Genomic DNA, 23,897 nt, shown 5'->3' with positions numbered 1-23,897 from the left:
GGTGCGTCGTGGTGCGGGTGCGGCCGTTGTACGTCTACTCGTGGTGGTCGCCCGAGGCCGCGAGGGCCAGGTACACGGCGGCGAAGTCGGTGACGGCGAGCAGTTCGGCGATCGACTCCAGCTGCGAGCCGTCCTCCGGTTCGAGCTCGCTGACGGCCGTGTCGTGGCCGAGCGCCAGCTCGCGGGCGGCGGGCGCCGCCGTGAGGCCGCCGGCCGGCCGGTCGCGCAGCAGTACGACGCGGGCCCGCAGCGCCTGCTGCTCGTCGACCCGGTCGCGGAAGAAGTCGTCCTGGTCGGCGCCGGACGTGAAGTCGCCGGCGAGGAGCACCCCGTGCGCCGGCAGTGCCTCCGGCAGCTCGGCCGCGAGCGCGGGGCGGCCCGCGAGCTCGGCCAGGACCGCGGCGAAGCGGCGGCCCGCCGGGCCGGCGCCCGCGCCCTCCGTCCAGATGAGCGGCAACCGGTCGGCGAGGTCGGCGGCCAGTGTCTTGGCCGGGTTGCTGTGTGTGGCGACGGCGGGACCGCACCGTTCGGCGGTGCGGTCGAGTCGGTCCGCGACCTTCGCGAGAGTCTCCGGAGGCGCGTCGATCAGCGCGAGGCGGTCGAGGAGCGCGAGGAGGGGCGTGAACAGCGCCCAGAGCGCGCCGGGGGCGGCCGCCTGGGCGGCCTCGGCCGCCTCGTAGGGGGCGGTCGCCATGGGGACGACCAGGCCGTGGATCGCGTCGACCGCCTCCGCGAGCGGCGCGGTCTGGGGGGCGACGGCGACGACCGTGCAGCCGCGCCGGTAGGCCTGCTCGGCGAGCAGGGCGAGGCCGGGTTCGCTGCCGTCCGTGGTCGTGAGGAGCAGCAGGTCGAGCGAGCCCGCCCAGCCCGGCAGGGCCCAGCGCAGGGCGCCCGCCGCGTGGGCGACGCCGGTGGGGCGGAGCGGGATGACGGGGGCGGAGGCGCCGGCGAGGGCGCCGATCAGGTCCGCGACTCCCAGGGCCGCGGTGCCGGGGCCCGCGACGAGGACGGACCGCGGCCGGCCCTCGGGGCTGAGCTGCGCGATGCCGGCTTCGTCGGCGTGCCTGGCGGCAGTGCGTACCCGGGCCCCGGCCTCTGCCGCGCCGCGGAGCAGGCCGCGGCGGTCGGCACGGGCCAAGGCGTCCGGGTCGTCGAGGAGCGACTCGTCGAGCATGGGGGTGGGCCTCCGATCGCCGTACGCGTGCGGGGGGAGTTGTGCGGTTGTCGGGACACGGTCCTGACGGCGGGAGCAGGTCCTGCCGGGCGCCGTCGTACCGGGCCCGCGGTCCGTCGCACCGCCGTCCGTCGGTGCCGCCTTATGCGGGGCGGCGAGCCTCGTCGACGAGAAGGACGGGGATGCCGTCCCTGACCGGGTAGGCGAGGCCGCAGTCCTTGCCGGTGCAGATCAGCTCGGGCGTGTCGGCTGCCGTGCGGTCGTCGAGCGGGGCGTGGCAGGCCGGGCAGGCGAGGATCTCCAGGAGGCCGGCTTCGAGCGGCATAACAGCGGTGTCCCTTCGGGCATGTCGCACATCGGACGGAGCGGTTGCGTTCGCGTCGGACGTGCGGTCACGGTGTGGCGGATCAGGCCTCGTCAGCCTACCGCCGGGGGGCGGGGTGCGGCTCGTTCTGGGGCGGCGTGGGCGGGCGCTGCGGGTGGGGACGGCCGCCCCCACCCGTACCGGCGGGCTCAGGCCCGTACGAGCGCCAGCACCTCGTCGCGGATCTTGGCCATGGTCGCCTCGTCGCGTGCCTCCACGTTGAGCCGCAGCAGCGGCTCCGTGTTCGAGGCTCGCAGATTGAACCACCAGTCAGCGGTGGTCACCGTCAGGCCGTCGAGCTCGTCGGCCGTGGCGTCCTCGCGGGCGGCGAAGGCGGCCTTCACGGCGGCCGCCCGGCCGGCCTGGTCGTCGACCTTGGAGTTGATCTCACCGGAGGCCGCGTACCGGTCGTACTGCGCGACCAGGTCGGACAGCGTGCCGTCCTGGGAGCCCAGCGCCGCGAGGACGTGGAGTGCGGCGAGCATGCCCGTGTCGGCGTTCCAGAAGTCGCGGAAGTAGTAGTGCGCCGAGTGCTCGCCGCCGAAGATCGCCCCGGTGCGGGCCATCTCCTCCTTGATGAAGGAGTGCCCGACCCTGGTGCGCACCGGCGTGCCGCCGTTCTCGCGGACCACCTCCGGCACGGACCAGGAGGTGATCAGGTTGTGGATGACCGTGCCGCCGGGGTGCTTGGCGAGCTCCCGGGAGGCCACCAGGGCGGTGATCGCCGACGGTGGGACGCCCTCGCCCCGCTCGTCGACGACGAAGCAGCGGTCGGCGTCACCGTCGAAGGCCAGACCCAGGTCCGCGCCCTCCTCGCGAACACGCGCCTGGAGGTCGACGATGTTGGCCGGGTCGAGCGGGTTGGCCTCGTGGTTGGGGAACGTGCCGTCCAGCTCGAAGTACATCGGGACGAGCGTGAGCGGCAGCGGGCCGAAGACGGTGGGGACCGTGTGGCCGCCCATGCCGTTCCCCGCGTCCACGACGACCTTCAGGGGACGCATGGCCGACAGGTCGACGAGCGAGAGCAGGTGTTCCGCGTAGTCGGTGAGCGTGTCGCGCTCGTTCACCGTGCCCGGGGTCCCGGCGGGGGCGGGGGCGCCCTGCTCGGACCATGCCTCGACGAGCCTGCGGATGTCGGCAAGGCCGGTGTCCTGGCCGACGGGTGCGGCACCCGCGCGGCACATCTTGATGCCGTTGTACTGCGCCGGGTTGTGGGAGGCGGTGAACATGGCGCCCGGGAGCCCCATGTGTCCGGAGGCGAAGTACAGCTGGTCGGTCGAGCACAGTCCGATGAGGGTGACGTCGGCGCCGCGGGCCGCGGCGCCGCGCGCGAACGCGCCCGACAGGCCGGGCGACGAGGGCCGCATGTCGTGGCCGACGACGATCGCGTCCGCGCCGGTCACCTCGACGAAGGCGGCGCCGAACAGTTCGGCGAGCGACTCGTCCCACTGATCCGGCACCACCCCGCGGACGTCGTACGCCTTCACGATCTGCGACAGATCAGCAGCCACGGCCCAACCCCTTCTGAAGTCCATGCGGTCACCTCAAACTACCCTTACGCGGCCGTGGCATGGGGCGTGGACCGGGTCCCGCCGCAAAGCCGTCGGACGGGTGGGTGTGCGAGGGGACGGCGGGGTCAGGAGTCGGGGGAACGCAGCACCCGCAGGTGACCGCGGCGCGCGACCTCCATGGGATCCGCCGAACGCCGGCCGCCCTGTCCGCCGGCTTCCGCCGTACGCCCCTGGGGCCGTGCCGCCTCGCGCACCGCGTTCGCGAGCGCTTCGAGGTCGTCGCCGCTGGGGCGGGCCGGGGCGGAGCCGTCGGTGAGCCGGACGACCTCCCAGCCGCGTGGCGCCGTCAGCCGCTCGCTGTGCTCGGCGCACAGGTCGTAGCAGTGGGGCTCGGCGTAGGTGGCGAGCGGACCGAGGACCGCAGTCGAATCGGCATAGACGTACGTCAGTGTCGCGACGGCAGGGCGGCCGCACGCGGTGCGCGAACAGCGACGTACAGGGCTCACGACGTTGGACGGTACCGCACTCTTGAGCGGGCTGCGACGACTCTCCACCAGGTCACTCCCCCGTGTCGTGGTGTGACATCGGACATATCGGCTGTTCGGGCAACTGGCCTGACCTGCACGGAGAGACAACCACACCGGAGACGGCCGGGCACCGTGCGGTCACGAGGTGGAGTGAATCAGATCAATTGACGCGAGAGGGGCGATCGCGAGAGTCGTGGAATCGGGCTCAACGTTGGCCGAAATGCTCAATCGGCGACAGGCCGGCCGCCCCCGGCCCGGAGACGATCGCCGCAGTCCCCGGAGAGCTACCCTGCGTCAGTGATGGACAGTCCCGTACCCCCCCGACCGGCAGAGCCGAGGCCCCGCCGCCGTGACCGCCATGGAAGAGGCATGCGCGGCCCTGTCGCTCCCCCGCAGGTGCCGCTCTCGGCCAGCCGGGCCGAGACGTTCCGTGACCTGGTCCAGGACTCGGTCGAGCGGCTGGAGAGGCACTGGCCGCAGTTGGCCGATGTCGACTTCCTGGTCCTGGAGGTCCCTGGTTCGCCCGACGAGTCGGTGCCCCTGGGCAGTGCCGTCCCGGCCGCCAAGGACCGGCCCGCGCGGATCATGATCTACCGGCGTCCTGTCGAGATCCGGACAAAGAACCGCGACGAACGGGCACTCCTTGTGCACGAAGTGGTCGTCGAGCAGGTCGCCGAGCTGCTCGGGCTGGCCCCGGAGTCGGTCGATCCGCGCTACGGGCAGGACTGACGGAAGGTCCAAAAGGACCGGCGGAAGGTCCGAAAGGAGCGACGGAGACGTACGGTGGCCGGCCGCGCCGGCCACCCGAACGCGTCAGTCGTCCAGCACGGAGAGATCCTGTTCCGCCTCCGGCACGGCCACCATCCCGCGGTCGTCCGGCAGCGTCTGTACGGTGAACATCGGGATGCCGTCCTCGGCGATCTCCAACGACCGCGAGGCGTGCACCGGCCCACCGGACACCGTCTCGACCGTGAGCGCGTAGGAACCCCTCAGCCCGGCCGGCACCGGTGCGGGCACGGCCAGCGTCGTCCCGGCCTTCACCGAGTACGTCTTGACGACCTGCGTACCGCCCTCGGTCCCCGCCGACGCGGTGACCTTGACCTCGGCGGCCTTGCCCGCCGCCACGAGCGACAGCTGGGAACCCTTGGCCCGGTTGTCGGCCACCGTGGCACGCTGCCCCACCGGCGCGGCGGCCGGGATGAACGCGACCTCCTTCTTGTCGCCCTCGCCCCGCACGACACGCAGCGCGGCCACCACCGGGGTGGCCCGGCGGCCCTCGGCCGGGCTGAGGACGAGGGACCCGGCCTCGCCCCGGGTGACGTCCTTCAGGTCGAGGCTCGCCGTCATGCCGGACTTCACGTGGAGCGTCTCCGCCCCGGCCGGGGTGATGGTGCCCGTCGCACCCGCCAGCCGCACCTGGAGCTCCGCGTCGTCGTCACCGGGGGCGAACGCCACCAGCTGTACGGAGGTCGCGTCCGCCGGAATGCCGGGCAGCACGGCCGTGCCCGCCGGGTCGGCGGAGGCGGCCAGCCAGTCGCTGCCGCTGTCCTCCTCCGCGGACCGCACGACGGCGCCGACCCGGCCGGTGCGGGTGGTGACGTGAACGGTCACGTCCTCCGCCGGGTCCGCCGTCAGTGTCGACAGCAGGACCGGCAGGCCGGCCCCGCCGGGAACCGGGATGCCCTCGGCCACGGTGCTCTTGAGCGCGCCGTCCTTGCCGTAGAGCTCGACGTCGACGACGGCGGCGGTGTCGTCCGGGTTGGTCAGGTGCACGTAGTCCTGGCGCTTGTCGGCCAGCGAGGCTCCGGGGAACCAGAAGTCCGTGTCCGGTGCGGTGCAGCTGACGCCGAGGAGGCCCCGGCCGCTGCCCGCGGAGACGGTGGTGGTCTGCTGCGCGGTCCACCCGGGGGCGAGGCGGCCGGTGGCCGTCCCGACGAGCGCCGGGGCCTGGCCGCCGCTCTCCTCGGCCGAGACCGGCTTGCCGGGCTCCTTGAGGGCGAGGAGGGGCTTGTCGGACGCGGGCTTCCCCGCCTCGCCGTCCTCGTCCGCCGTGCCCTTCTCGTCCTTCTCGTCCTCGCCGTCCTTGTCCGCCGGTGCGGCGTCGGGATCGGCCAGCGTGGCCGCGGACGGCCGCAGCTCGGCCGTGTCCGCGCCGGCGCCTGCCGCCTCGTCGGCCGCGGCCCCGTCCTTGGGGTCCTCATTCACGCCGTCCTTCATGACCGGGGTGAAGGAGGTGTAGCGCGTCTCGGCGAGGTCCGAGCTGCTGGGGGCCGGGCAGAGCAGGCTGGAACGCTCGACGGGCAACCGTGCCGGAGCCGCGGCTTCCGTGGTCGTCTCCCCGTCCGGTGCGGTGAGCGAGGCGAAGCCGGTCACCGCGGCGAGAGCCGTGGTGACCGCGATCAGGGAGATGGTCGTGCGCTTCACTCTGACTCGCCTCGCGTCGTGCCGGGGGCTTGCGCCGGGGGCTGGGGGTACGGGCCGCCGTTCGCGTCGCCGTAGCCGTACGGGTCGTACTGCCCGTCCTGCTGGTACTGACCGTGCTGCTGGTACTGACCGGGCTGGTACTGCCCGTCGGACCCGTACTGGCCCTCGGACGCGTACTGGCCTTCGCCGTAGGAAGCGGCCTGGTAGGGGTCCGCCTGGTACGGCTGCTGGTGGCCGGGGTCGCCGTACGCCTGGTCCCCGCCGTACTGCTGACCGTCCGCGTACTGCCCGTCCGCGTACTGCTGCTCGCCGCCGTACCCCTGGCCCTGGCCCTGGCCGGCCGTCTCGCCGTACCGGGCGTCCTGGTACTGCTGCTGGTCGTACGAGGTCCCGTACGGCGCGTCCGCATGAGTCTGCGTGTCCCACTCGCCGTACTGCTGCTGCGGCACCGCCGCCGGGTACGCGGCGCTCTGCGCGGCCTCCTGGGCCTGCTCCGGCGTCCGCGGCCCGTCCTGGGCCGTCGGCTCCGCCTCCTCGGCCTCTGCCTCGGCCTGGGCCCGCAGCCTGCGCGCCCGGCGGCCCTCACCCGCGACCGGCTGCTCCGGCACGGCCACCGGCTCCTCGGGCAGATCGTCGTCGATCTCCCGGCGCCGGCCCGGCAGGGCCAGCACCAGCAGCACGAGGGCGAGGAACGCCTGGATCCAGATCCAGGCCGTGTGCGTGGCCGGGTCCTCGTACGTCAGGTCGAGGCGGCCGCCCTCCGCGGGCAGCTCGAAGCCCTGCGCCCAGCCGTCCACGGTGGTCTTCTTCAACGGGCGGCCGTCGAGCGTCGCCTGCCAGCCCTCCGCGGCGCGGTCCGCGATGCGCAGGACTCGGCCGGAGCCGCCGACGGGGATCTTCGCGTGCGCCTCCACGGCGTCGGAGGCCACGGGCAGCGGCTCGTCCTTGCCGGTGACGATGGTGGCCCTGGCGACCTGGCGGTCCACCCGCCACAGCGCGCTGCCGTCGAGCTGGCTGAGCCGGCTCAGGCCCGGCGTGGCGTCGAGGACGCGGCTGGTCTGCCGGGGTGCTCCGTCGCGCACCAGCACGTAGCGGATCGCGAAGCCGCTGAGCTGGCTGGTCTGGTCGGCGCCGGAGCCCGCGACCAGGTTGGCGACGATCTTGTCGAGCCGGGCGTCGCCGCCGGCGGTCTCGGTGAGCTCGGCGTCGCCGAGGCGGGCGCCGGAACCGCGTACGAGTGTGTAGGAGACCTTCGCGGCAGAGGCCCCGCCGAGGACCAGCGTGCGCGGCTGGTCCTGGGTGTCGCTCTCCTCAGCGACGAACGCCGGCACCTGCACCGGGTCGCGCCGCTCGAGGGGGCCGCCGGCGCCGCTCAGCATCCAGTTCGCGGCGGCCACGACCGGGGCGAGGCCGGCCGCCAGCGCGACGAGGGCGGCGACGGGCTGCCTCCAGCCGAAGCTCTGGGCGGCGACACGGGTGCGGCCGCCCTCGGCGCCGAGCACGGCGGCGGCCAGCAGGGCGATGCCGTAGACGAGGGTGGCCGGTCCGGCCCAGCCGGCACCGCTGTCGCCGGAGCCGTTGACGAGTGCCGCGAAGACCAGGGCGACCAGTGCGACCGCCCAGGCGCCGCGGATCGCGAACTGCCGCTCCTCGCGCAGCAGGGCCCCGAGCGCCGCGAGCACGATGCCGATCATCAGGAGCCCGCCGACGGTACCCGGGCCGCCGGGGCTGATGCCCAGCAGGTCGGTCGCGCCCGCCGTGCCGCCGTCGTACTCGAGCCCGGCCTCGCGGAAGAAGCCGGAAGGGCTGGTGAGCAGCGACAGCGACCAGGGTGCGAGGACCAGTATCGGCGTGCCGACGGACGCGACGAAGCGCAGCGCGTAGGCCGTGATGTCGCCGCGCCGCAGCACCAGGACGGCGATGCCGATGACGACGGCGATCGGCCATACGACAGGGGTGAAGGCCGTCGCGAAGGTCAGCAGCAGGGCGTACGCCCAGGTGGCCCGCCAGCTGCCGCGGCCGCCGCCCTGGACGCGCAGCCCGTGGGCGGCGACCGCGGCACGGGCGATGAGCGGCAGCACGATCGCGAGGACCGCCGTGCCGAGCCGCCCGGTGGCCAGCGCGCCGGTGGCGGCGGGCAGGAAGGCGTAGGCGACGCTCGCCCACGCCCGCAGCAGCCGTGAGCCGACGATGGGGCGGGAGGCGAAGTAGGCGGTGAGGCCGGCGAGAGGGACCGAGCAGACGAGCAGGACGGTCAGGGCGAGGCCGGTGGAGCCGAGGAAGAGCGCGGACAGCACCGCGAGGACGGCCAGGTAGGGCGGCGCGGTCTGGGTGCCGCCGGTCCCGATCGGATGCCAGCTGTCGGCGTAACGGCTCCAGAGGTCGAAGACGTCGGGCGGCGCGGGCAGCAGGGCGCCGCCGGCCAGCGCGCCGCCCGCGAACAGTCCGCGGCAGGCGACGAGCGAGGCGACCAGGAGCAGGGCGAAGAGGAGCGGCCCCGGCTTGCGGGCGATCTTCTTGAGCCTGGCGAACTGCTCGATCTCCAGGAAGTCCGCGTCGTCCCCGCCGGGGCCGGATTCCACGGCGCCGTGCCGGGAGCCGCCGGAGTCGGCGTCCGAGCCGCCGAAGCCGGAGACGACCTGCTCGACGGTGGCGCGGACGGTCGCGCCGGGCGGCGGGAACAGGGGCCGCAGTTCACTCGCCTCGACGGTCCGCCGGGACCGTCTGCGGCGGCCGGCCAGGATGCGTTCGGGGCGCAGCAGGACGCCGAAGAGACCCATGACCTCGTCGACGGCCTGCCCCGGCACCTTGCCGACGAGGTAGGCGAGGGTGCGCAGCAGTGTGCCGAGGACGATGCGCAGCAGTACATAAGGCAGCGCGACGCCGCGGGTGTTGGTGAGCAGGGTGTAGACGGCGCCGGCCTTGTCGACGCGGTGCGGGCTGGCCACGGACCGGCCGGCGCAATCGACGGTGCGGCGTTCGCGGGCGGCGGCCTCGGCGTGCCGCAGTACGGCGTCGGGAGCGATCAGTACGCGGTGCCCCGCGGAGTGGGCGCGCCAGCACAGGTCCACGTCGTCGCGCATGAGCGGCAGTCGCCGGTCGAAGCCGCCGAGTTCCTCGAACACGTCGCGTCGTATGAGCATGCCGGCGGAGGAGACGGACAGGACGGAGCGCACCTGGTCGTGCTGGCCCTGGTCCTGTTCGCGGCGGTCGAGTCCGGTCCAGCGCCGTCCGCTGTTGGCGATGGAGACGCCGGTCTCGAGGAGCTGCTTGCGGTCGTACCAGCCGCGGAGTTTGGGGCCGACGATCGCGGCGTGTTCGTCGGAGTCGGCGACGCGCAGCAGTTCGGCGAGGGCGTCGGGCTCGGGCGCGCAGTCGTCGTGCAGGAGCCACAGCCACTGGACGGGCTCGCCGTGCGGCAGCTCGGGCATGTCGTACGCCTCGTCACGCCAGGTCCGGCTGACGGGGTCCCAGCCGCTCGGCCGCTTCAGATACGGCAGTTCCTCGGGGGTGAGGACACCGGCGGTGCGGGCCGCCTCCTCGACGGCGGTGCCGAAGCCGGTGCGGCGTGCGAGGTGCAGTACGCGATCGGCGCCGAGGGCGTCGGTGAGCAGTCGGGCCGAGTCGTCGGCGCTGCCGGTGTCGGCCGCGACGACGTTCTGCACGGGGCGTTCCTGGCCGATCAGTCCGGCGAGGGCATCGGGGAGCCAGCGCGCGCCGTCGTGGGAGACGAGCACGGCGGTGACTACGTGCCGCGGGAACTCTGGCGCGGCTGCCGGAACAAACGCGGCTGTGGTGGCGGACATTGAGGTACGGGCCCTCCGGCCGGGGTCACCCCGTAGGGGCTCTGGTGCGTCACGGACGGGGCCCCACACTAACGGCTGGCATGTGAACGGTCCGCAGCCTGTGGACAACCCACAGACGGCGGACCGTTCGTTACGTACACAGTTGACGCGGTTGTACCGTTTGAACCGGTCGTGATCGACCGGCTCGAGCCGGTCGCGATCGGGCGGCGGACGGGGCGGCGATTCAGACGGCGGCCTTCTTCAGTCGTCGGCGTTCCCGCTCCGAGAGGCCGCCCCAGATTCCGAATCTCTCGTCGTTGTTCAGGGCGTATTCGAGACATTCGGAGCGGACTTCGCAGGCGAGGCAGACCTTCTTGGCCTCGCGGGTGGAGCCACCCTTCTCGGGGAAGAAGGACTCGGGATCGGTCTGGGCGCACAACGCGCGCTCCTGCCAGCCGAGTTCCTCGTCCGCGTCCTCGACCAGCAGTTGTTCGAACAGCTCGGTCATGTGCGCCCCTCGTCTGTCTTTGCGTCCCCGTGATGTAGCCGCGATCGTTTTCGGCCGAACGACACGAGTGAAATTACAAGTGTGTGGCTCCGAGCCAGTCAAGCCGAGATCTGCTATTGGGCCCGGTATTCACTCTGCGGAACCAAGGCTATGCGGAAAGTGTTCAAATCACCAAAAAACGTGACACATGCCAGCGGCCTGCTCCGCACCCTGCCCTCCCTCGAAAAGGAAGACGCCAAGGACATCGATCTTGTTTCGATCGAGCCGGCGAAGCGATCCGGATCACAGTCCGATCACTTCAGGCCGGATGACGTTTGCAAGCGGGGCTGCTGCCGCATGTGTCCCCGCCTCCCGCTGCACAAACCTTTCTCCGTTCTCCGTAACCGGAAAAGGTGAAACATTGCCGCCAAATCGGGCACTGAGTTGACAGTCGACGAGCGCAACCGTCACCTTTGATTCCATGCCAGCGACCACAGCGCCCCTCGCGACCCGCCTCCGCGGGTTCCGCAGCGCTGTCCAGGCGCGCTGTTGCTGTTGCTGTTCCAGCTGTTGATGCCCTCGCGCTCCAGCTTCTGCGTCTCCTTCCTGCTCTGCGACATCCCCGCACTTCTGCTGAGGAACTCCCGCACCCATGAACAGCGACAGCGACCTCCAGATCGCCGGCGACATCCTCGCCGTACAGCACCTGCTCCAGCCCGCCCGTGAGCACCCGGCCACCGTGGCCGAGTTCGCCGGCCTCGCCCGGTCCATCGCCGCCGACCGCGCGCAGTGGGCGCACCTCGTCGAATACGACGCCACCACCCGCTGGTACCACCGGCTCGGCACCGGCCCCGGCTACGAGGTCTGGCTGCTCAGCTGGGTCCCCGGCCAGGGCAGCGGACTCCACGACCACGGCCCGTCCTCCGGTGTGCTCACCGTTCTCGAAGGCGAGCTGACCGAGCGCACCGCACGCGGCGAGCGCTCACTCACGGCCGGTGCGCAGCGGGTCTTCGCACCCGGGTACGCGCACGAGGTCGTCAACGACTCCCTCGAACCCGCCGTGAGCCTGCACGTCTACTACCCGGGCCTGACCGAGATGCCGATGCACACGGCCGCGCGCTGCACGACGGAGACGGTTCCCGTCTGACGACCCGGCGGCACCTGCAAGGATGTCGGCATGCGCATTGTGGTTCTGGCCGGCGGCATCGGCGGCGCCCGTTTCCTCCGCGGTCTCAAGCAGGCCGCGCCCGAAGCGGACGTCACGGTGATCGGCAACACCGGTGACGACATCCATCTGTTCGGCCTGAAGGTCTGTCCCGACCTCGACACCGTGATGTACACCCTCGGCGGTGGCATCAACGAGGAGCAGGGCTGGGGCCGCGAGGACGAGACCTTCCAGGTCAAGAGCGAACTCGCGGCGTACGGGGTCGGCCCCGAGTGGTTCGGCCTCGGGGACCGCGACTTCGCCACCCACATCGTCCGTACGCAGATGCTGAGCGCCGGCTACCCGCTCAGCGCCGTCACCGAGGCCCTGTGCGACCGGTGGAACCCCGGCGTACGGCTCCTGCCGATGTCCGACGACCGCGTGGAGACCCATGTCGCCGTGACGCTCGACGGCGAACGCAAGGTCATCCACTTCCAGGAGTACTGGGTGCGGCTGCGGGCCTCCGTGGCCGCCGAGGCGGTCGTCCCGGTCGGCGCCGAACAGGCCAAGCCCGCGCCCGGAGTACTGGAGGCCGTCGCCTCCGCGGACGTGATCCTCTTCCCGCCGTCGAACCCCGTCGTCAGCGTCGGCACGATCCTCGCCGTGCCCGGCATCCGGGAGGCCATCGCGGAGGCGGGCGTACCGGTCGTCGGCCTCTCCCCCATCGTCGGGGACGCGCCCGTGCGCGGCATGGCCGACAAGGTCCTCGCCGCGGTGGGCGTGGAGGCGACCGCGGCGGCGGTCGCACAGCACTACGGCTCCGGGCTGCTCGACGGCTGGCTCGTCGACACGGTCGACGAACCGGCGGTCGCCGCCGTCGAGGCGGCGGGCATCCGCTGCCGGGCGGTGCCGCTGATGATGACCGACGTGGACGCGGCCGCCGACATGGCCCGGGCGGCACTCGCGCTGGCCGAGGAGGTACAGGCGTGAGTCCGGCGTCGTACCGGGTCTGGGCGCTGCCCGGGCTCGGCGAGGTCCGGCCCGGTGACAACCTCGCCAAGCTGATCGCCGCCACCTCGCCGGGACTGGCCGACGGGGACGTACTGCTCGTCACCTCCAAGATCGTCAGCAAGGCGGAGGGGCGGATCGTCCGGGCGACGGACCGCGAGGCCGCCATCGACGCGGAGACGGTACGGGTGGTCGCCCGGCGCGGCGCCCTGCGCATCGTCGAGAACCGGCAGGGCCTGGTGATGGCCGCGGCAGGTGTCGACGCGTCCAACACTCCTGCCGGCACAGTGCTGTTGCTGCCCGAGGACCCGGACGCCTCCGCCCGCGCGATCCGCGAAGGGCTGCGCGACGAGCTCGGCGTCGACCTCGGCGTCATCGTCACCGACACCTCCGGCCGGCCCTGGCGGACCGGACTGACCGACATCGCGATCGGCGCGGCGGGCGTGCGGGTCCTGGACGACCTGCGCGGCGGCACCGACGCCCACGGCAATCCCCTCAGCGCCACCGTCGTGGCCACCGCCGACGAACTCGCCGCCGCGGGCGACCTGGTGAAGGGAAAGGCCGAAGGGCTGCCGGTCGCCGTCGTCCGCGGCCTGCCGCACATCGTGGGCGACGCCGAAGAGGACGCGAGAGCACTGGTCCGGATCGCCGCCGACGACATGTTCCGGCTGGGCACCTCGGAGGCGATACGGGAGGCGGTGACGCAGCGCCGCACGATCCGCGAGTTCACCGACGAGCCGGTGGACGGCGGCGCGGTGCGGCGCGCGGTCGCGGCCGCGGTGACGGCGCCCGCCCCCCATCACACGACGCCGTGGCGCTTCGTCCTGCTCGAGTCGGCCGACTCCCGCAGCCGCCTGCTGGACGCGATGCGCGACGCGTGGATCGCGGACCTGCGCCGCGACGGAAAATCGGAGGAGTCCGTCGCCAAGCGGGTCCGGCGCGGGGACGTCCTGCGCAACGCCCCGTACCTGGCGGTGCCGTGTCTGGTGACGGACGGGGCCCACACCTACGGCGACGAGCGCCGCGACGCCGCCGAACGCGAGATGTTCGTCGTCGCGGCGGGCGCGGGCGTGCAGAACTTCCTGGTGGCGCTCGCGGGTGAGCGGCTGGCATCGGCGTGGGTCTCTTCGACGATGTTCTGCCGCGATGTGGTGCGGGACGTGCTGTCGCTGCCGGCGACATGGGACCCGATGGGTGCCGTGGCGATCGGCCACGCCGCCGCCGCGCCCAAGGCGCGTCCGGCACGGGAGGCCTCCGCTTTCATCGAGGTCCGCTAGGAGATCCGCCGGCAACCCCGTACACAGCCGGCCCGGCGGTCACCACGCGGCGATGTCGACCCTGCGCATCTTCGGTTCGCGGCGCGGCGGGACGCGTCCCGCAAGCAGGATCAGGCGGGCCGCGCGGTGGCGCTGGCCCTCGTAGGGGGCGAGCAGCTCCAGCATCGCCGCGTCGTCCGTGTTGCGTTCACCGGCCAGGGAGTAGCCGACGATCCGCGGCAGGTGCAGGTCGCCGACCGTGACCGCGTCGGGCGCGCCGTTGCTGCGCTGGATCACCTCCGCCGAGGTCCATGGGCCGATACCGGGGATCAACTCCAGCCGCGCCATGGCCTGTTCGGGCTCCATCGCCGCCGCTTCCTCCATCCGGCGGGCCACCCGCACCGCGCGCAGGATCGTCGACGCGCGCTTGTCGTCGACGCCCGCGCGGTGCCATTCCCACGACGGGACGAGCGCCCAGGTGCGCGGCTCCGGCATGACGTACAGGCCCTGGTCCGGGCCCGGCGCCGGTTCGCCGTACTTGCGGACCAGCAGCCGCCAGGCCCGGTACGCCTCGTCCGTGGTGATCTTCTGTTCCAGGATCGAGGGGATCAGGGACTCCATGACGAGCCCGGTGCGCACCAGCCGCAGTCCCGGCCGCCGGTGCTGCGAGGCGGCGACCAGCCGGTGCCGCGGAGTGAAGGCCTCCGGCTCGTCGGCCGCCCCGAGCAGCTCGGGAAGCCGGTCGAGCAGCCACTCCGCGCCGGGTCCCCAGGCCTCGGCCTCGACGGTGCCCGCCCGCATCGCGACGTGCAGCGTCCCGGGCCCGGCCGGGGTACGGCTGGTCCGCCAGGCCGAGCCGTCCGGCGTCGTACGGAAGGTGGGATCGGCGGGGCCCCGGCGCAACGGGCCGAGGACCAGTCCGAGGTCGAGCGGCCACGGCGGGGTCCACCGCCGGGTGCGGGCGGCGGCGGCCGCGGCAGGGACCTGTCGCGGTATCGCCGCGGGTACGCCCGTGGCGCCACCGCGCACGGTGGCGCGGCTCGTGTCCGGTCGGAAGCGCCCTGCCATGCGGCCAGGCTACTGGTCGGAGGAGAAGCGGACCGCGCCCGCCGGGAGCACCGCGTCGCACCACACCCGCGCGCCGTCCCTGAGCTCGTTGTCCTCCCCCACGACAGCGCCGTCCCCGACGACCACGCCGGACAGCACGGTGCGCGCCCCGATGCGGGCGCCCGCGCCGACGAGTGAGTCACAGATCACGGCGCCCGCCTCCACGACCGCGCCGGCCAGGACCGTGCTGCCGTCGATTCTTGCGTCCTCGCCGACGACGGCGCCCTCGCAGACCACGGTGCCACCGGTCAGCTTCGCGCCCGGCGCCACCCGCGCGGACGGAAGCACCAGCCGGTCACCGCGTCTGCCCGGCACTGCGGGAGAGGGAGCACGGCCCAGGACCAGGTCGGCGGAGCCGCGTACGAAGGCGTGCGGCGTGCCGAGGTCCAGCCAGTACGTGGAGTCGACCATGCCTTGGAGGTGGGCTCCGGCGCTCAGCAGCTCCGGGAAGGTCTCGCGCTCGACGGAGACGGGCCTGCCCGCCGGGATGGAGTCGATGACGGAACGCCGGAAGACGTAGGCCCCCGCGTTGATCTGGTCGGTGACGATCTCCTCCGGCGTCTGGGGTTTCTCCAGGAACGCGGTGACGCGCCCGGCCCCGTCCGTCGGCACCAGGCCGAAGGCGCGCGGGTCCTCGACACGGGTGAGGTGCAGGGAGACGTCGGCCCCGGACGAGCGGTGGGTGCCGACGAGGGCCTCGATGTCGAGTCCCGTGAGGATGTCCCCGTTGAAGACGAGGACCGGGTCGTCGGGGCCCGACCGCAGCCGGGAGGCGACGTTGCGGATGGCCCCGCCGGTGCCGAGGGGCTCCTCCTCCGTCACGTACTCGAGGCGCAGCCCCAGCGCGGAGCCGTCGCCGAAGTACGGCTCGAAGACCTCCGCCAGGTACGAGGTGGCGAGCACGATGTGCTCGACGCCCGCCGCCCGCGCCCGCGCCAGCTGATGGGTGAGGAACGGCACGCCCGCCGCCGGGACCATCGGCTTCGGGGTGCGGACGGTGAGCGGACGCAGCCGGGTTCCCTTGCCTCCGACCAGGAGGATCGCTTCTGGGGCCAGGTTCAATGCGTTCTCTGCTTCCTGCTGGGGCCGGGCTCGGTCACGTTTGACCGGCAAGTTTATGAGTTGCGTTCACAGCGGCTCGAGGTGCGGCCGCCGTGGGCCGGCCCCGTCCCCCGTCAGCGGCCCTGGAGCTTGGCCGAAGCCGTTCTGGCGGTTCCGAGCTTGCTGTAGAGGCGACTTCCGGGGCAGTCCGTGACGTAGCCGTCGCGGTGTCCGGAGATGGCGTTGAGCTTGACCTTGACGCCCTTCGCGTACTTGCCGCTGCCGGCCGAGGTGAGCGTCACCTTGCCCTTGGGGTTGATCCCGTGCAGGCCGAGCTTCCACGCGGTCAGCTTCGCCACGGCGGTCACCGCGGCCTGCGGCGGATTGGAGGAACTGTACGTGCCGAGCACGGCAATGCCCGTGCTGTTCGTGTTGAAACCCAGGGTGTGCGCGCCGAGCACCGGCTTGGCCACGCCTCCTGCCCGGCCTTCGTAGATGTTTCCGCACTTGTCGACGGCGAAGTTGTAGCCGATGTCGCGCCAGCCGCTGCTCTTGACGTGGTAGCGGTAGATACTGCGGATAACGGAGGGGGCCTGCTTGCAGGTGTAGTTGTTGCCGGTGGCGCTGTGGTGGACGAACGCGGCCTTCACCGAGCCCGTGTAGACGAACTTCTTCTCCCGCCACGACTCGTCGGCGCCCCACCCCTTGCGGGTGACGATGCGCGGCCGCGGGCCGATGTACGGCTTGGCGCCGGCCGCGAGATCGCCCGCGAGCATGTCGCCCGCCGCGGCCGCCTCGGACTCTGTGTCGGCCTGGTTGAGGGCCGGGATCTCGAGTTCGCCGACCGGGGAACGGCCGGCGGTGGGCTCCGCGTCGGGGCCTGCCGCGATCGGGTCGGTGTCGGGTTCGGGGGCGATGTCGGTGTCGGGTTCGGGGGCGGTGTCCGTGTCGGGGGCGGTGGCGGTGGCGGCCGGATCCTCGCCGGGGTCGACGAGTTCGAGGCGCATGCCCTCGGGCAGTCCGCTCGAGGTGCCGTCTTCGGCCCGTACGCGTACCTCCACGCCGTCCGAGGCGCCGACCCACAGCGGGGCCGTGGAGCCGCGTACCGAGCGCGACTCGCTCTCGGCGGTACCGGGATCGGCCGCGTGCTCCGAGTTGTGCGTCTCGACCTGCTGCCAGTCGGTCCAGACGCCGGACCCGGCCGCCCGGGTGCGCACCTCGACGGTGCCGTGGAGTTCGGTGAACGCGTCCTCCCAGACCACGCCGACGAGCGAGAACGGGTCGACGTCCTGCTCGGGAAGGCCCAGTTCGGGGGCGCCGGCGGAACGGTCCGAGGGGGTTTGGCCGATGACCTTCAGTGGCAGGGACTGGGTCGAGCCGGGCACGTCCGGTGCTTGTGGGACCGCGGCGGCCGGCAGGGGCGCGGCGAACGCGCCGGAAGCGAGCGAGAGCGGAATGACGAGCGCGGTCGCGCACACCACTCCGACGGAAGAAGCCAGGTATCCACGCATGGCAAGGATCCTGGGCCGGTGCGGCGGGCCGCGCTCGGTGGCAAACCCCCGGCGGACCGGCGCCCCTTCGGTCCGACCGGAGGACACCGTCACCCGAGCGGCCGCCTGCGCACCGGGCGGCGGCGTACGCTTGCGCGGATGAACGCCAGCGACCGCACCCCCGCCGACCTGCTGCGATCCGCGCTCGCCGCGGACCCCGCGCGCCCCTTGGTCACTTTCTACGACGACGCCACCGGTGAGCGGGTCGAATTGTCCGTCGCCACCTTCGCCAATTGGGTGGCGAAGACGGCGAATCTGCTCCAGGGCGACCTCTCCGCGGAGCCGGGCGATCGGCTCGCGCTGCTGCTGCCGGCGCACTGGCAGAGCGCTGTCTGGCTGCTGGCCTGCTCCTCCGTGGGCGTGATCGCGGACGTCGGCGGCGACGCGGCGCGCGCGGACCATGTCGTGGCGGGGCCCGGCCGGTTCGACGACGGGCTCGCCTGCGGCGGCGACCGGATCGCACTGTCCCTCGCACCGCTGGGGCGCCGCTTCCCCACCCCGCCGGCCGGCTACGCCGACTACGCGGTGGAGGTGCCTGGCCAGGGCGACAGGTTCGCCGCCTACGCGCCGGTGGACCCGGACGAGCCGGCGCTGACGGTCGGAGACCTGGAGCTGACCGGCGCCGAACTGGTCGGGCGGGCGCGGGAGGACGCGGAGCGGCTGGGCCTCGGGCCGGGGTCGCGGCTGCTGTCCGGGATGTCGTACGACTCCTGGGACGGACTGTCCGCGGGGCTGTACGCACCCTTGGCGGCCGGGGCGTCCGTCGTTCTGTGCCGGAATCTCGGCGAGTTGTCGCAAGACGCCCTGGCGAAGCGCGTCGAGAGCGAGCGGGTCACCGTCACGGCGGTATGACAAGCGTGGGGCGTCCACTCGTGTGGCGCACACTCGGGCCGAGCCCTCCCCGTCCGGCGGCGGCCCCGGTGGATGATCGGCGACAAGCGTGCTTCAACGCACAACCAAGCGCCGGGTTCAGCCGTCTAGACCAGCGATCGGCAGCCCAGCGTGCCGCCGACGCCATGAAGGATGGACGCACACGTGACGGACAAGGCCGGCACGTCGGCGGACCCCGCGGGGTCCGCCGACGCGGACGAGAAGGCGGGATCCGCGGTCGCGGACGACTCCGCCACGCCCGGCGGCCCGGCCGACTCCGGGAGAGCGGGCGACGCCCCCGCCACGGGGGACGGCAACGCCCCTGACAGGTCCGCCGAGGACACGGCGGACCCCGAGGCGGACAAACCCGACGATGAAGCCGAGGAGACCGAGGCCCCTGAGGACGCGGCGGACCCCCCGGCCGGCCCGGACGTCACGTCCGGCGGCGACGCCCCCGAGGCACAGGACAACCCGTCCGCCTCGGCGGACGGTGCCCGTACGGGTGACGCGGACAGCACCCGCGCCGACGGCCCGGCCCCCTCGGGCGGAGGCGGCCCGGGCGACGGCGACGACGGCGGGGACGGCCAGGGCGGAGACAGCGACGACGGTCAGGCTGGAGGCAGGCCGCCACGGCACTGGATGCGCTGGGCCGCGTTCGGCACCTCGCTCGTCGTGCTCGCCGCCGCAGGCGCCGGCTGGTGGTTCTACCGCAAGCTCGACTCCAACATCACCACGGACACCACCGCCGCCGCCGAGCTGGAGACGTACGAGAAGGAACGCCCCACGCCCCTCGCCGTCGACGCGCAGAACATCCTGCTGCTCGGCTCCGACACCAGGGCCGGCGAGGGCAACAGCAAGTACGGCCGGGACGAGAGCGGCGGCAGCCAGCGCTCCGACACCACGATCCTGCTGCACATCGCGGCCGACCGTAAGAGCGCGACGGCGATGTCGATCCCGCGCGACCTGCTGGTCACCGTCCCGAGCTGCGGGAAGCCGGACGGCAGCCGCTCCAAGGAGCAGACGGCACAGTTCAACTGGGCCTTCCAGTTCGGCGGGGCGGCCTGCACGATCCGTACCGTCGAGAAGTTCACCGGGGTCCGCATCGACCACCACATGGTGATCGACTTTCGCGGCTTCAAGGACATGGTGGACGCCGTGGACGGCGTCGAGGTGTGCCTGAAGGAGCCGATCGACGACAAGGACGCGCGGCTCAAGCTGCCGGCCGGGCCGCAGACCTTGCACGGCGAGGAGGCACTCGGGTTCGTCCGGGCGCGCAAGACGCTGGGCAACGGCAGCGACACCGAACGCATGGAGCGGCAGCAGCAGTTCCTGGGCGCGCTGGTCAAGAAGGTGCAGAGCAACGGCGTACTGCTCAATCCGACGAGGCTCTATCCGGTGCTCGACGCGGCGACGAAGTCCATCACCACCGATCCGGGTCTCGACTCACTGAGGGATCTTTACGACCTGACCCGCTCACTTCGGAGCATTCCGACGGAAAAGGTCCAATTCCTCACCGTTCCCCGGCAGCCGCACGCCGCGAATCCCAACCGGGACGAACTCGTGCAGCCGGAGGCGGACCAGCTCTTCAAGAGTCTGCGCGAGGACGATCCGGTCACCGTGGTACCGAACAGCGAGCGCGAGGGCGAGGGAACCACCGGGGAACCCGAGACCGGCGGGACCACCGCCCCCAGTGCGACACCGACATTTCCCGGTACCAATGCCGCCGAAGGGATGTGTGAGTAAAGCAATGGCCAAACGGAAGCAGAGAGTGCTGACGGATTGGGCGAATTGCCCAGTTGTAAGCGGCGTGGAATTTGTCACGGACGTCGCTCGACGCTGAACTGGACGGATAGTGTGACGCGATCCGGTGCTTCCGACTCTGTGTCGCGCACTGCTGGATCGAAGGACCGAGCGCCTGCCGGGGGAGGCGCGTCGCGTGGCACCCGACGGAGGACTCAAGCAACCGTGGATGCGCAAAGCCGTGGGCGGGCGGACGAGATCGACCCCGCCGACCAGTGGGTACTCAACCCGCAGACCGGCAACTACGAACTGCGACTGGACCAATCCGCACCGCAGTCGGTCCCCTCCGCCAGAGGCTCCGGCCGCAGCAGCACCAGAGCCGGCGCGGCCGGCAGCCGCGGTGCCGCCGCACGGAACACGGCGGCCGGAAATGGTGCCCGGCGCGGTACGACCGCCCCGGGCACCGAGGTCCCCGAGCAGCGTCGCAGCCGTCGCACGGGTGACACGTCCGGCAGCCGGGCGGCGCAGGCGCAGGCCGGCCGCCGCAAGCGCAAGCAGGGCAGGTCGCGCAAGAAGAAGGCGCTGCTGTGGACGGGCGGCACCCTCGCGCTGGTGATGGTGGGCACGGCGACGGCCGGATACCTCTACTACGAGCACCTCAACTCCAACATCACCTCGGTCCCCGACGACGGCGCCGGCACCGGCGGCTTCAGCAAGGACCGGGCGATCAACATCCTGGTCATCGGCACGGACAAGCGCACCGGCGACGGCAACGAGGGCTACGGCGACCGGAACAGCGCCGGCCACGCCGACACGACGGTGCTGCTGCACGTGTCCAAGGACCGCACCAACGCGACGGCGCTGAGCATCCCGCGTGACCTGATCACGGACATCCCGGACTGTCCGACCACGCAGGAGGACGGGTCGACCAAGACCATCCCGGGATCGCCGAACACCCGCTTCAATGTGAGCCTCGGCCAGTCGGGCCGTACGCCCAGCTGCACCATGCGTACGGTCACCGAGCTCACCGGCATCAAGCCCGACCACTTCATGGTGGCCGACTTCAACGCGGTCAAGACGCTGACCTCGGCGGTCGGCGGTGTGCCGATCTGCCTCGCCAAGGACATAAAGGACCCCGACTCCAAGCTCGACCTGCCCGCGGGCGAGCACGAGATCGAGGGCGAGGAGGCTTTGGCGTTCGTCCGTACACGGCACGCCGTGGGCTTCGGCGGCGACCTCGACCGCATCAAGCTGCAGCAGCAGTTCCTGAGCTCACTGATGCGCAAGCTGAAGTCCAACGACACGCTCACCAGCCCGACGAAGCTGGTGAAGCTGGCGGAGGCGGGCACCAAGGCGCTGACCGTCGACTCCCAGATAAACGACATCATGAAGCTCCGTGACCTCGGTCTGGAGCTCGGCAAGTTCGACATGAAGAACCTGACCTTCGCGACCGTGCCCGTGCGGGACAACCCGGCGGAGACGGTCAAGGCCACGGTCGTGCTCGACGAGAGCAAGGCCGAGTCGCTGTTCGCGATGGTCCGCGAGGACGTCTCCCTCACCGAGGTCGAACAGAAGAAGAAGCAGGCCAAGGACAAGCAGAACGCCCTTCTCGAGGGCACCAGGGCCGAGGCGTCCGACGTCCGCGTCGATGTCTTCAACGGCGGCGGGCCGACGGGCGCCGCGCAGAAGACCCTCGACTGGCTCCAGAACACGGAGGGCGTCCTCAAGTCCGCCAACAAGGGCAACGCCCCGGCGGACGTGACCAGGACGACCCTGGAGTACGCACCGAACCAGGCCGACCAGGCCCGCGCACTCGCGGACCTGATGGGCCTGCCTGCCGCGGCGTTGAAGCCGGGCACACAGGACGCGGAGGGTCTGACAGCGATGACGCTGACCCTCGGTCCCGATTTCAAGGGCGCAGGGGTGCCCATCACCGGTCCGGCGAAGGTGCCGGACGACATCCAGAAGGTCGAAGCCGACAAGAAGGTCTGTGCCGGATGACGCCGGAGGAACGGCTCCTGACACGAGCCTGAAACCAGGGGGGACCCAGGGGTGGGAAGAAACAGCGTGCGTGGGGAGGGGACCCGGGAGCACGTGGCGGAACCCGGCGATCTCGGCTGGGACGAAGGGCTGTACGGCGAGGGGACCCGTGTCCCCGGCAGCCGTACGGCCCTCGACGACGAACAGGGCCCGCACGCCGCGCCGGCAGACGGCAGCGGCGGCGGGCACCGGCGCGGCGGTCCCCGGCGACGCGCGAAACGCGGCAAACGCCGGATACTGCGCGGCGTCGCGATCACGGTGGCGGTGGTGGTGCTCGGCACGGCGGGGGCCGGATATCTGTACTACCAGCACCTGAACAGCAACATCCGTAAGGGGGAACGCAGTTCGGCCGACTCGGACGTGCGGAAGAGCGCCCCGAACGCGGCCGGCCAGACCCCGCTGAACGTCCTTCTCATCGGCTCCGACAGCAGGAACACGGCGGCCAACCTCAAGCTCGGCGGCTCCAAGAAGAGTGTGGGCGCCAAGCCCCTCGCGGACGTGCAGATGCTGTTGCACGTGTCCGCCGACCGCAAGAACGCCTCGGTCGTCTCCATCCCGCGCGACACCAAGGTCGACATCCCGAAGTGCACCGATCCCAAGACCGAGGAAGAGTTCCCGGCGACGCGTGACCTCATCAACGCGACGCTGGGCCGCGGCGGCCCCGGCTGCACCCTCGCCACCTGGCAGGAGCTCACCGGCGTCTACATCGACCACTGGATGATGGTCGACTTCGCGGGCGTGGTCGCGATGGCCGACGCGATCGGCGGCGCCGAGGTCTGCGTGAAGCACGGTGTGTACGACGGCCCCAAACCGAACGTGCCCGGCGGCTCCGGTCTGCGGCTCGAGGCGGGCACCTGGCCGATCAAGGGCGAGCAGGCGCTCCAGTGGCTGCGTACCCGCCATGCCTTCGAGAGCGACTTCGGGCGCTCCAAGGCGCAGCACATGTACATGAATTCGGTGATCCGCAATCTGAAGGACCAGAACGCCTTCACCGACACCGGCCGGCTCATGGACCTCGCGGAGACGGCGACCGAGTCGCTCCAGGTCTCCGAGGAGATCGGCACGGTCAAGAAGCTGTTCGACCTCGGGATGACCCTCAAGGACGTGCCCACCAGCCGGATCGCGATGCTCACCATGCCGCGCGTACCCGACCCGCAGAACCCGAAGGCGCATGTGCTGCCGGCGCCCGGTGAGGCGGACCGCCTGTGGCAGATGCTGCGGGAGGACACTCCGGTGGACGGCAAGGCGCCGACGTCGAAGCCCAAGCCCTCTGCCACGCCCAAGGATCCGGCCGCCGATCCCGCCGAGATCGGGATCATGGTCCGCAACGGCACGGGCGTGAACCAGGACCCCACTCCCCGCCGAGCGGCCGCCGTGGCCGAACTGCTCACCGGCCAGGGCTTCACGGGCGCCAGGACGGACGGGACCCAGGAGGCGGAGAGCCGCACACAGGTCCTGTTCCCGAGCGTCGACCTGGACGGCGACGCGCACGCCGTCGCCGCGGCCCTCGGCATCCCGGCGAGCGCGGTGCGCAAGTCGTCCGAGGTGTCCGGTGTGACGCTGATCGTCGGCGCGGACTGGCGGACCGGGGACACGTTCCCGAAGCCGGAGCCTGCCGGAGGGCCGCCGAAGAACACGGAGACGGTCATGGGCGACGACAAGGGTGCCTGCATGGACATCTACGCGCCGTACCGGATCTGACCCGGCACATCGGCCGTCCTCGTACGACAGCGCCGGGGCGCCCCCGGGGGGGGGGGGGCCGCCCGGCGGGGGGGGGGGGGGGGGGGGGTGGGGGGGCGGGGCGGGGGGGGGGGCCCCCCCGCCCCCTTAACCTAATCGCCCGCGAGCCCCGGGGACGGCTGGAGCCGG

The 23,897-nt window shown here is 72.2% G+C and carries 18 protein-coding genes; 8 read left to right on the top strand and 10 right to left on the bottom strand.

All coding sequences use genetic code 11. From position 1 onward, the window contains the following. Positions 1 to 34: 34 nt before the first annotated feature. The 4 genes from ACIPJI_RS17825 to ACIPJI_RS17810 all read right to left on the bottom strand — a co-directional run bounded on the left by ACIPJI_RS17825 (position 35) and on the right by ACIPJI_RS17810 (position 3,603). The gene (locus ACIPJI_RS17825) at positions 35 to 1,174 is read right to left on the bottom strand and encodes an SIS domain-containing protein (protein ID WP_356625185.1); all 1,140 of its coding nucleotides are present in this window, start codon (positions 1,172 to 1,174) and stop codon (positions 35 to 37) included. Between the two features lie 142 nt (positions 1,175 to 1,316). After that, positions 1,317 to 1,499, bottom strand: coding sequence for a Trm112 family protein (locus ACIPJI_RS17820; protein WP_100107426.1), 183 nt, complete (start codon positions 1,497 to 1,499; stop codon positions 1,317 to 1,319). 188 nt (positions 1,500 to 1,687) lie between these two features. Continuing rightward, positions 1,688 to 3,049, bottom strand: coding sequence for a phosphomannomutase/phosphoglucomutase (locus ACIPJI_RS17815; RefSeq protein WP_356625186.1), 1,362 nt, complete (start codon positions 3,047 to 3,049; stop codon positions 1,688 to 1,690). 125 nt (positions 3,050 to 3,174) lie between these two features. Continuing rightward, entirely contained in the window at positions 3,175 to 3,603 is a 429-nt protein-coding gene (locus tag ACIPJI_RS17810) for a DUF3499 domain-containing protein (RefSeq protein ID WP_053557230.1), read from the bottom strand. Positions 3,604 to 3,876: 273 nt separating this feature from the next. Here ACIPJI_RS17810 and ACIPJI_RS17805 point away from each other — a divergent pair, with 273 nt between their 5' ends. Next, positions 3,877 to 4,305 (top strand): metallopeptidase family protein, encoded by a 429-nt coding sequence (locus ACIPJI_RS17805; RefSeq protein WP_078951277.1) that lies wholly within the window; start codon positions 3,877 to 3,879, stop codon positions 4,303 to 4,305. 84 nt (positions 4,306 to 4,389) lie between these two features. Here the strand turns inward: ACIPJI_RS17805 and ACIPJI_RS17800 are convergent, their stop codons facing one another. The 3 genes from ACIPJI_RS17800 to ACIPJI_RS17790 form a co-directional block, all read right to left on the bottom strand. Beyond that, positions 4,390 to 6,000, bottom strand: coding sequence for a DUF5719 family protein (locus tag ACIPJI_RS17800; protein ID WP_402247145.1), 1,611 nt, complete (start codon positions 5,998 to 6,000; stop codon positions 4,390 to 4,392). Beyond that, positions 5,997 to 9,806, bottom strand: coding sequence for a glycosyltransferase (locus tag ACIPJI_RS17795; protein WP_402247143.1), 3,810 nt, complete (start codon positions 9,804 to 9,806; stop codon positions 5,997 to 5,999). Before ACIPJI_RS17795 ends, ACIPJI_RS17800 begins: the two co-directional genes overlap by 4 nt. A gap of 223 nt (positions 9,807 to 10,029) precedes the next feature. Beyond that, positions 10,030 to 10,293, bottom strand: a complete 264-nt coding sequence (locus tag ACIPJI_RS17790) for a WhiB family transcriptional regulator (protein ID WP_053557226.1) — start codon at positions 10,291 to 10,293, stop codon at positions 10,030 to 10,032. Positions 10,294 to 10,924: 631 nt separating this feature from the next. On the opposite strand from ACIPJI_RS17790, the gene ACIPJI_RS17785 reads away from it, so the two are divergent. The 3 genes from ACIPJI_RS17785 to ACIPJI_RS17775 are packed head-to-tail and all read left to right on the top strand — an operon-like array spanning position 10,925 to position 13,701. Then, positions 10,925 to 11,419 (top strand): cysteine dioxygenase family protein, encoded by a 495-nt coding sequence (locus ACIPJI_RS17785; RefSeq protein WP_307706733.1) that lies wholly within the window; start codon positions 10,925 to 10,927, stop codon positions 11,417 to 11,419. A gap of 30 nt (positions 11,420 to 11,449) precedes the next feature. Beyond that, the gene (gene cofD, locus ACIPJI_RS17780; protein WP_402247141.1) at positions 11,450 to 12,406 is read left to right on the top strand and encodes a 2-phospho-L-lactate transferase; all 957 of its coding nucleotides are present in this window, start codon (positions 11,450 to 11,452) and stop codon (positions 12,404 to 12,406) included. Next, entirely contained in the window at positions 12,403 to 13,701 is a 1,299-nt protein-coding gene (locus ACIPJI_RS17775) for a coenzyme F420-0:L-glutamate ligase (protein WP_402247139.1), read from the top strand. The genes cofD and ACIPJI_RS17775 overlap by 4 nt, the downstream gene beginning before the upstream one ends. Positions 13,702 to 13,740: 39 nt before the next feature. Here ACIPJI_RS17775 and ACIPJI_RS17770 read toward each other — a convergent pair whose 3' ends face one another. From ACIPJI_RS17770 to ACIPJI_RS17760, 3 genes are all read right to left on the bottom strand, one after another. After that, positions 13,741 to 14,748: a DNA-3-methyladenine glycosylase 2 family protein gene (locus tag ACIPJI_RS17770; protein WP_356625194.1), complete on the bottom strand. Its 1,008-nt coding sequence runs from the start codon at positions 14,746 to 14,748 to the stop codon at positions 13,741 to 13,743. Between the two features lie 9 nt (positions 14,749 to 14,757). After that, positions 14,758 to 15,849, bottom strand: coding sequence for a sugar phosphate nucleotidyltransferase (locus ACIPJI_RS17765; RefSeq protein ID WP_402247137.1), 1,092 nt, complete (start codon positions 15,847 to 15,849; stop codon positions 14,758 to 14,760). A gap of 113 nt (positions 15,850 to 15,962) precedes the next feature. Next, positions 15,963 to 17,339, bottom strand: coding sequence for an N-acetylmuramoyl-L-alanine amidase (locus ACIPJI_RS17760; RefSeq protein ID WP_402247135.1), 1,377 nt, complete (start codon positions 17,337 to 17,339; stop codon positions 15,963 to 15,965). Between the two features lie 138 nt (positions 17,340 to 17,477). On the opposite strand from ACIPJI_RS17760, the gene ACIPJI_RS17755 reads away from it, so the two are divergent. The 4 genes from ACIPJI_RS17755 to ACIPJI_RS17740 all read left to right on the top strand — a co-directional run bounded on the left by ACIPJI_RS17755 (position 17,478) and on the right by ACIPJI_RS17740 (position 23,729). Next, on the top strand, positions 17,478 to 18,230 hold the full coding sequence (locus ACIPJI_RS17755; protein WP_307706740.1) for a TIGR03089 family protein: 753 nt from the start codon (positions 17,478 to 17,480) through the stop codon (positions 18,228 to 18,230). Positions 18,231 to 18,413: 183 nt separating this feature from the next. Continuing rightward, a complete protein-coding gene (locus ACIPJI_RS17750; RefSeq protein WP_402247133.1) occupies positions 18,414 to 19,991 on the top strand; it encodes an LCP family protein in 1,578 nt (525 codons plus the stop codon). Positions 19,992 to 20,213: 222 nt separating this feature from the next. Beyond that, positions 20,214 to 21,989, top strand: a complete 1,776-nt coding sequence (locus tag ACIPJI_RS17745; protein WP_402247131.1) for an LCP family protein — start codon at positions 20,214 to 20,216, stop codon at positions 21,987 to 21,989. Between the two features lie 93 nt (positions 21,990 to 22,082). Then, positions 22,083 to 23,729, top strand: a complete 1,647-nt coding sequence (locus ACIPJI_RS17740; RefSeq protein WP_356625202.1) for an LCP family protein — start codon at positions 22,083 to 22,085, stop codon at positions 23,727 to 23,729. Positions 23,730 to 23,897 lie beyond the last annotated feature (168 nt).

It is taken from the genome of Streptomyces sp. NPDC086835 (assembly GCF_044745705.1).
Classification (GTDB): domain Bacteria; phylum Actinomycetota; class Actinomycetes; order Streptomycetales; family Streptomycetaceae; genus Streptomyces.
Note: the sequence above shows the minus strand (reverse complement) of the source record. Positions and strands in the feature narration are given on the sequence as shown.